The 8,678-nt window shown below is 68.9% G+C and carries 6 protein-coding genes; all 6 read right to left on the reverse strand.

What is annotated here, in order from left to right; all coding sequences use genetic code 11:
• Window positions 1-4 precede the first annotated feature (4 nt).
• The 6 genes from cydB to ACCC97_RS25650 all read right to left on the reverse strand — a co-directional run bounded on the left by cydB (window position 5) and on the right by ACCC97_RS25650 (window position 8,496).
• A complete protein-coding gene (gene cydB / locus ACCC97_RS25625; protein ID WP_413335760.1) occupies window positions 5-1,159 on the reverse strand; it encodes a cytochrome d ubiquinol oxidase subunit II in 1,155 nt (384 codons plus the stop codon).
• Window positions 1,156-2,769, reverse strand: coding sequence for a cytochrome ubiquinol oxidase subunit I (locus ACCC97_RS25630; protein WP_007828834.1), 1,614 nt, complete (start codon window positions 2,767-2,769; stop codon window positions 1,156-1,158). The genes cydB and ACCC97_RS25630 overlap by 4 nt, the downstream gene beginning before the upstream one ends.
• 38 nt (window positions 2,770-2,807) lie before the next feature.
• Window positions 2,808-4,520, reverse strand: a complete 1,713-nt coding sequence (locus tag ACCC97_RS25635; protein ID WP_413335762.1) for an amino acid ABC transporter ATP-binding/permease protein — start codon at window positions 4,518-4,520, stop codon at window positions 2,808-2,810.
• Window positions 4,517-6,205: a thiol reductant ABC exporter subunit CydD gene (cydD, locus tag ACCC97_RS25640; RefSeq protein ID WP_413335764.1), complete on the reverse strand. Its 1,689-nt coding sequence runs from the start codon at window positions 6,203-6,205 to the stop codon at window positions 4,517-4,519. Before cydD ends, ACCC97_RS25635 begins: the two co-directional genes overlap by 4 nt.
• Before the next feature lie 156 nt (window positions 6,206-6,361).
• A complete protein-coding gene (locus tag ACCC97_RS25645) occupies window positions 6,362-7,474 on the reverse strand; it encodes an acyltransferase family protein (protein WP_007828830.1) in 1,113 nt (370 codons plus the stop codon).
• 59 nt (window positions 7,475-7,533) lie between these two features.
• Window positions 7,534-8,496, reverse strand: a complete 963-nt coding sequence (locus ACCC97_RS25650) for an NAD(P)H-dependent flavin oxidoreductase (protein WP_413335766.1) — start codon at window positions 8,494-8,496, stop codon at window positions 7,534-7,536.
• Window positions 8,497-8,678 lie beyond the last annotated feature (182 nt).

Raw genomic sequence — 8,678 nt, forward strand, 5'->3', positions numbered from 1 at the left:
CCGTTCAGTAGGCGTGACCGCTCTCGTCGCGGATCGCCTGTTCGTCGACCTTGCCCCACAGCACGTGGTAGACCCAGCTGGTGTAGGCCACGATCAGGGGAATGAAGAAGGCCGTGACCACCAGCATGATGAACAGCGTGAGGTGGCTCGACGACGAGTCCCACACCGTGAGGCTCGCGCGCGGATCGATCGACGACGGCAGGATGAACGGGAACATCGACGCCCCCACGCTGAGGATGATGCCGGCGATGCCGAGCGCCGCCGCGAGCAGCGCGAGCACCGGGCGGCGCAGCGCGAGGCCGAGCAGCGCACCCAGCGCGCCGACGAAGCCCGCGGCCGGCGCGACCCATGTCCACGGGTGCGCAGTGAAGTTGGCGGTCCACGCACCGGCGTGCAGCTCGACAGTCTTCAGCATCGGATTCGACGGTCCTATCGCATCGACCACGCTGCTGATGCGATAGCCGCCGATGCTCGTCGCCAGCAGGACGCCGGCCAGCGCATACAGCGCGATGGTGAGCACCGCGGCGACCATGCCGTAGTTGCGCGCGCGCTCGGCGACCGGCCCGGCCGTCTTCAGCAGCAGCCACGACGCGCCGTGCATCACGAGCATCGCCACCGACACCAGCCCGCACAGGATGGCGAACGGGTTCAGCAGGCCGAAGAAGCCGCCGTCGTAGAAGATGTGCATGTCGCTTCCGAAGCGGAACGGCACGCCCTGCAGCACGTTGCCCACGGCCACGCCGCAGATCAGCGCGGGCACGAAGCCGCTGAAGAACAGCACGCCGTCCCAGCGTGCGCGCCATTGCGGCGACTCGCGCTTGCTGCGGAACTTGAAGGCCACGGGCCGCAGGATCAGCGCCGTGAGAATCACGAACATCGCAAGGTAGAAGCCCGAGAACGACACGGCGTACAGCTGCGGCCACGCCGCGAAGATCGCGCCGCCGCCGAGGATCAGCCACACCTGGTTGCCCTCCCACACCGGGCCCACGCTGTTGATGACGACACGGCGTTCGATGTCGTTGCGCGCCGCGAAAGGCAGCAGCATGCCGCTGCCCAGGTCGAAGCCGTCGGTCACGGCGAAGCCCACCAGCAGCACGCCGATCAGCAGCCACCAGATGATGCGAAGGGTGTCGTAGTCGAGGAGTGTGTGAAGGATCATGCGGCGCTCCCGGTGGTGGCAACAGCGGCGCCGGCGTGCGCCGGCGGAACGTGCGAGCGGGTGTCGCCCTCGTCGGGCGCGTGCTCGGCTTCAGGCCCCTTGCGGATGGCCTTGAGCATCAGCTTCATCTCGATGACGAGCAGCGTGCTGTAGATCGCGACGAAGCCCGCGAGCGTGAGCAGCAGCGTCTTCACGCCGAGGTTCGACACGGCCACCGCGGTTGGCAGCACGCCCTCGATCACCCACGGCTGGCGGCCGAACTCCGCCACCAGCCAGCCCGACTCGATGGCAATCCACGGCAGCGGAATCGCGAACACGGCGAGCTTCAGCAGCCAGCGGTAGCGGTCCAGCCTGCGGCGTGCCGACAGCACGAAGAAAGTGGCGGTCAGCACGATCAGCAGCATGCCGATGCCCACCATCACGCGGAACAGCCAGAACAGCGGCGCCACTTGCGGCACGGTGTCCCACGCGGCCTTTGCGATCTGCTCGTCGGTGGCGGTGCGCGGGTCGTCCACGTAGCGCTTGAGCAGCAGCGCGTAGCCCATGTTGATGCCGTTGTCCTCGAAGTCGCCGCGCACGCCTTGCGTGACCTTGCCGGTGCCGCCGGCTTCGCGGATCTTCTGCAGCGCGTCGTACGCCTTGAGGCCTTCGCGGATGCGGGCTTCGGCGCGCTTCACGAGTTCGTCGATGCCGGGCATCACGGTGTCGAGCGAGCGCGTGCCGATCAGGCCCATCACCGCCGGGACGTGGATGGCGTAGTGCGTCTCGCGCGCCTGCTGGTCGGGAAACCCGATGACGGTGAAGGCGGCGGGCGCGGGCTGCGTTTCCCACATGGCCTCGATGGCGGCCAGCTTCATCTTCTGGTGTTCGCCCGAGAGGTAGCCGCTTTCGTCGCCGAGCACCGCCACCGACAGCGCGGCGGCGAGGCCGAACGAGGCCGCAACAGTCATCGAGCGCTTTGCAAGTTCGAGGTGGCGCCCCTTGAGCACGTACCAGGCCGACACGCCGAGCACGAACACGGCCGCGCACACGTATCCCGCCGACACGGTGTGCACGAACTTGGCCTGCGCCACGGGGTTGGTCAGCACCGCGGCGAAGTCGGTCACTTCCATGCGCATGGTCTGCGGGTTGAAGGCCGCGCCCACGGGGTTCTGCATCCAGCCGTTGGCGATCAGGATCCACAGCGCCGAGAAGTTCGAGCCGATGGCCACGGCCCACGTCGCGATCAGGTGGCCCACTTTCGATAGCTTGTCCCAGCCGAAGAAGAACAGCCCGACGAAGGTGGCTTCCATGAAGAAGGCCATGAGCCCCTCGATGGCCAGCGGCGCGCCGAAGATGTCACCGACGTAGTGGCTGTAGTAGCTCCAGTTCATGCCGAACTGGAACTCCATCACGATGCCGGTGGCCACGCCCATTGCGAAGTTGATGCCGAACAGCACGCCCCAGAACTTCGTCATGTCGCGCCAGATCGTGCGACCGGTCATCACGTAGACCGTCTCCATGATCGCGAGAATGATCGAAAGCCCGAGCGTCAGCGGCACGAACAGGAAGTGATACAGCGCCGTGACGGCGAACTGCAGGCGCGATAGCGCGACGATGTCGAGGTCCATGAGTCTTCCTTTGTGTTCCCTGTTTTCCCGTTCTGAAATCAATCCGGCCGCAGGCTGCGCAGCGCAGCGTCGAAGGCACCGCTGCCGCGCCGCAGGTCGGCGGTGATGCAGCCCTGGTGCATGCACACGATGCGGTCGGCCAGCGCGGCTTCGCGACGCAGGTGCGTGGCGATCAGCAAGGTGCGTCGGCCGGCGTGTTGCGCGAGGCGATGCAGCACGTCGTGTGCGGTAGCGGCATCGAGCGCCTCGGTCGGTTCGTCGAGCAGCCAGAGCGGCACGGGGCGCAGCAGCAGGCGGGCCAGTGCGAGCCGGCGCGACTGCCCGCCCGAGAGGCCGAGGCCGCCCTCGCCGAGGCGGGTGCCGAGGCCGGAGGCCATCGCGCGCAGGTCGCTTTCGAGACCTGCGGCGCGCAGTGCGGCGTGCAATTGCTCGTCGGTGGCGTCGGGGGCTGCAAGGCGGAGGTTGTCGCGCAGGCTGTCCTGGAACAGTTCGGTGCGCTGCGTGAGCAGGCAAGCGGGCTGCGCGCTCGTGCTGCCGGACTGTGGCGTGATCTCGTTGGCGACAGCTGCGAGCAGCGTGGACTTTCCGGCGCCGCTTGCGCCGATCAGTGCGACGCGCTCGCCTGCGTTCAGGGTCAGCGACACGTCGCGCAACACTTGCGTGCGGCTGCCGGGGTGAACCACCGTGACGCCCTTCAGCTCCACCGCGAAGGCCGCGTCACGCTCTTGTGCCGCGGCAACCTCGTTGCCTTGCGCAGTCATGCGCGGTGCAAGGCGCCGCACCGCCAGCCACGTGCGGCCCGCATCGAGCGCACCACGGCGCAAGGCCGCGAAAGGTTCGGCCGCAGTGAGTGCCACCAACAGTGCCAGCGCCGCAGCGGGCGCGCCGATGGCGCCCTCGCCTGCCAGCACGCCGACGGCCAGCAGCACGCCGACGAGGGTCAGGGTACTTGCGCTGCCATAGGCCAGACCAGCCGCCGCTTCGAGCTTGTTCAGCACGAGGTCCGCCTTGGCGAGGTGCATATCGGCATTCATCAATGCCTCGCGCTGTGCGCCGATGCGGCCTGCCATCACCAGGTCGGCCTGCCCCGCCACGAGGTCGACCGCGCGTGCGCGCAGCGCTTCCATGGCATGCGCCCGCTGCACGGCCGGTCGGCGCGCGCGCCTTGCGACGAGGAACGCGATGCCCCAGCCGACGACCACGAGCCAGAGCATCAGCGCAATGCCCACGCCGGCGTGCATGAAGCCGAGCACGAGGCCCGCCAGCAATGCAGCGCCCAATGTCGCAGCGGCCGGCACGAACAGGCGAAGGTAGAGCGACTCCAGCGCATCGATGTCGGCCGTCAGGCGAAACAGCAGGCGGGCCGGGCGCATCAGCAGTTCGCGCGCCGCCTCGGCCTTGGCCCAGCCGCGGAACAGGCGAACGCGCAGCGCGGCGAGCACGGCGAAGGTCGCGTCGTGTGTCACCAGCCGCTCGCCGTAGCGCGATGCCGTACGGCCGAGCGCCAGCAGGCGGATGCCGGCCGACGGCATGAACACGTCGAAGGTGAAGGCGGTGGCTGCATGAAGGCCGGCCAATGCGGTCGCGGTGATGAACCAGCCCGAAAGCCCCAGCAGCGCCATGCCTGCAAGCACGGTGACTGCCGCTAGCAGGCAGCCCAGCAGCAGGGGACGCGGCTGCGCGGCAAGGAAGGGCCGCAGCACCAGGCGCAGATCGCGCCAGTTCGAAGCGACGAGAGGCGACGCCTTCATGCGGCCCTCTCCATCGCTTCGGTGCCAAGGTTCACTGCACGGTCCATGCGCGCAGCCAGCACCGGGTCGTGCGTGGCGACGACGAGGGTCTTGCCGCGCGCCAGCGCCACCAGCGCATCGGCCACGCGCTCGGCCGTTTCGGTGTCGAGGTGGGCCGTCGGTTCGTCCACCAGCAGCAGGTCGGCATGCGGATGCACCGCGATGCGTGCGAGCGCGAGCCGCACGGCTTCTCCGCCAGACAGGCCATGGCCGCCCTCTCCGATCGCCACGCCGGGATGCGCCTGCGCCACGGCGTCGAGCGACGCGAAGCGCATCGCCTCGGCGACCTCCGAGGTACCCACCTCCGCGCGCCCCAACGCCACATTGGTCTTGACCGAGCCGGCGAAGACGTGCGGCGCCTGGCCCATCCATGCCATGCGCTGGCGCAGCGCCGTCACCGTGCGATCCGTGAGCACCACGCCGCCGACCGAGATCTCGCCGCGCGCCGCGGGCACGAGGCCTGCGAGCAAGGACAGCAAGGCCGTCTTGCCCGAGCCGCTGGGTCCCATCAACGCGACGTGTTCGCCGGCCGCGACGCGAAGCTCGAAGCCTTCGAAGACTTCTTGCGGCTCACCGGGCCAGGAAAAATGCAGGTTGCGGACGGCGACAGCCGGTGCCCCGCCGGTCGGAGCCATCGCTGCGCGCGTCAGCGAAGCGTTCGCACCGGGCAGCGGCAGTTCGTTGCGCTGCAAGCGGTCGAGCGCCTCCAGCGCCGCTTCGCCCGCAGCCCGGTCATGCCAGACCGCCGACAACTCACGCAGCGGCTCGAAGAATGCCGGCGCCAGCAGCAGCACGAACAGCCCCTCGCCCAGGCTCAGCTGCCGGCCCCAGGTGCCGAAGCCGAGCGTGCCCAACAAGTGGAAACCGACGTACGCGGCCACCATCGCCACACCCAGCGCCGAGAAAAGCTCCAGCACGGCCGACGAGAGAAACGCAATGCGCAGCACCGCCATCGTCCGCCGGCGCAGGGATTGCGCGGCATCGTCCAGCCGCTGCGCCGTGGCCTCCACCGCATCGAGCGCACGCAGCGTCGCCAGCCCGCGAAGCCGGTCGAGCAGGAACGCATTCATGCCGCCCATCTCCACCATCTGCGCCTGGCTCGCCGCCTTGGCGCGCCAGCCGACGATGGCCATGAAGACCGGAATGAGCGGCGCCGCGACCAGCAGCACCAGCGCGGCCACCCACGAAAAGGCGGCCACCGCACACAGGATGAAGATCGGCACCACCGTCGCGCGCCAGCGCGCGGGCTGGTAGCGCACCAGGTACGGCACCAGCGCTTCGGCCTGCTCGGCGAGCACGCTGGCGGCCAGCCCGGAAGGCGCGCGGCCGCGATCCAGCGGCGAGCCGCCGGCCAGCGCCGCGGCTGTTTGCGCGCGCAGCGCCGTGAGCTGCGCGCGCGCCCGGGAGAAGGTCCGGCGCGCGCCCCAGGCCTCGCAGCCTGCCCGCAGCAGCCCGAGCAACAGGATCGCACCGGCGGGCCAGGTCACGGCCGCCAAACCGCGACCCGACGCCAGCCCCTGCACCGCCATCGCCAACAGCGCCGCCTGCGGCAGCCAGAACAGCGCCGCGGCGCCCTGCACCATCCCGCCGACGTCGGGCGACGCGAAAGCCCGCAGCGGCGATCGGAGTGGCGAGTGCTTGATCATTCCTTTTTTTCGTGTATTTTCAGTATTTACTGAAATTTCCACAATCATACCGGAGATGGGAGCGACTGACGAGCCCGCAGACTGCACGCTCCAGCGCTCGAGCGCAACCGGTTCAGGAAGATTCGGCCAGTGCGCCTGCGCGGGCGCGCCTGTCCTTTAATGAGAAACGACTATTCCGCTGACCAGCAGCGCGGCAAACAGCGCGAAGACCGCGCGCCACGAGGCAGGGCGCGCTTCCACCCAGCGATACAGCAGCGCCGCCGCGGCCACCGACAGGCCGAAGGTCGCCACGAGGCCGGCCGCATCGAACCACGCGCCGTGCGGCCCGGAATTAGCGACCGCCGCATTCGTGGCGAGCAGCACCGGGAAGTGGATCAGGAACAGCGAGTAAGACATGCGCCCCAGCCGCAGCAACGGCATGGCCACGGCAGGCCAATGGGGCGGCGACAGCCAGTTCCGGCGCTGCGCGACGGCCAGCAGCAGCGCCGTGACCAGCGCGGTCGCGATGCGGCTGCGCCAGTCGAGGGCAAGCGCGCCTGCTCCCACCAGCGCCATCAGCGCGACGGCGCTCTGCCAGGTGCTGGCGCGCGTGGCGCGGCCGATCCAGAACACCAGCATGCCCAGGCCGTAGGTTCCGAAGAAATAGAAGGCGGTGTCGTCCAGCCCCGCGTTGCGGTTGAAGAGCACGAGCGAAGCCACGGCCAGGCCGACCACCAGCGCCACGGGCATCCAGCGCATCTGCGCGCCCGGCGGCGGCGAACCGCTCGAGCGCTGCAGCAGCGTGGGCAGGCCCACCAGCGCCAGCGCCAATGCAAACAACTGGAAGTCGATGGCCACGTACCAGACACCCGTCGACAGCGACTCGAAGCCCAGCAGGTCCTGCAGCAGCAATCCATGCGCGACCAGCTGCCCGAAGGTCGGCGCCGCGGGCACCACCTCCTCGTCGAGCCATGGCCGCACCACCGCCGCGACCAGCACGCACACCGTGAGCGCAGCAAGGTATGGCATGACCAGCCGCCCATAGCGCTGCAGGATGCGCGTCACCGGCCGCTCCACGCGCAGCAGGCCGTCAGGCGCAAGGCTGGCCGCCGCCAGGAAGCCGGCGATCACAAGGAACACCTGCACCGCCAGCCGGCCCTCGTCAGCCAGCCAGGCGAAGAAATCGGGCGCGAGCGCATACGCGCCGGCCGGCATCGGGCCGTAGCGCGAAAGATGGTGTCCGACGATCACCGCACAGGCGATGCCCTTTGCCGCATCGAGCAGCGGCATGCGCCCCACGGATGACGACGGCGCGCCGGCAGCAGGCGCCGCGCCGTTCGCGGCGGAAGTCAAAGCGCGAGCCGTTGCCTTGCTTCCTGGTATTCGCGCTTGAGCTTTTCGATGAAGGCCGCGGCGCTCGCCACTTCGGTCACGGCGCCGATGCCCTGGCCCGAGCCCCAGATGTCTTTCCAGGCCTTGGCCTTGCTGCCTTCGCCGCCGCCGAAGTTCATGGTCTTGACGTCGCCTTCGGGCAGATTGGCCGGGTCCATGCCGGCCGCGACGATGCTGGGTGCGAGGTAGTTGCCGTGCACGCCCGTGAAGAGGCTGGAATAGACGATGTCGTCGGAAGTGCCGTCGACGATGGCCTGCTTGTAGTCCTCGCTGGCGCGCGCCTCTTCGGTCGCGATGAAGGCGGTGCCGATGTAGGCGAAGTCGGCGCCCATGGCCTGCGCCGCAAGCACCGCGCCGCCGGTGGCGATGGAGCCCGACAGTGCAATGGGGCCGTCGAACCACTGGCGGATTTCCTGCACCAGCGCGAACGGGCTCTTCACGCCCGCGTGGCCGCCTGCACCCGCCGCCACGGCGATGATGCCGTCGGCGCCCTTTTCGATCGCCTTCTGCGCGAACTTGTTGTTGATGATGTCGTGCAGCGTCACGCCGCCGTAGCTGTGCACCGCGTCGTTCACGTCGGTGCGCGCGCCCAGCGAGGTGATGACGATCGGCACCTTGTACTTCACGACCATTTCCATGTCGTGCTCGAGGCGGTCATTGCTCTTGTGCACGATCTGGTTGATGGCGAACGGCGCGGCCGGCTTGTCCGGATTGGCCTTGTTGTAGGCCGCGAGTTCCTCGGTGATCTCCGCGAGCCAGTCTTCCAGCTGCGCCGCGGGACGCGCGTTGAGCGCGGGCATCGAGCCGACCACGCCGGCCTTGCATTGCGCAATCACGAGCTTGGGGTTGCTGATGATGAACAGCGGCGAGCCGATGATCGGCAGCGGCAGGTTCGCGAGGACGGGGGGTAGCTTGGACATGTTGTCTCCGTAAATGGATGTCGGTTTTATAAGAGAGAGGAGCCCCTGCCGCCCGTCAGGTGGGCGACACGGGGCGGGGCTCAAAAAGCGTCGAGCGCGAGCGCCGTGACGCTCTCGGCGCCGTCGACGATGCTGTCGCGCATGCCCGGCACCTTGTTGAGGATGTGCTCGGCATAGAAGCG

The organism is Variovorax sp. Varisp85 (assembly GCF_047304045.1).
Taxonomy (GTDB): domain Bacteria; phylum Pseudomonadota; class Gammaproteobacteria; order Burkholderiales; family Burkholderiaceae_C; genus Variovorax.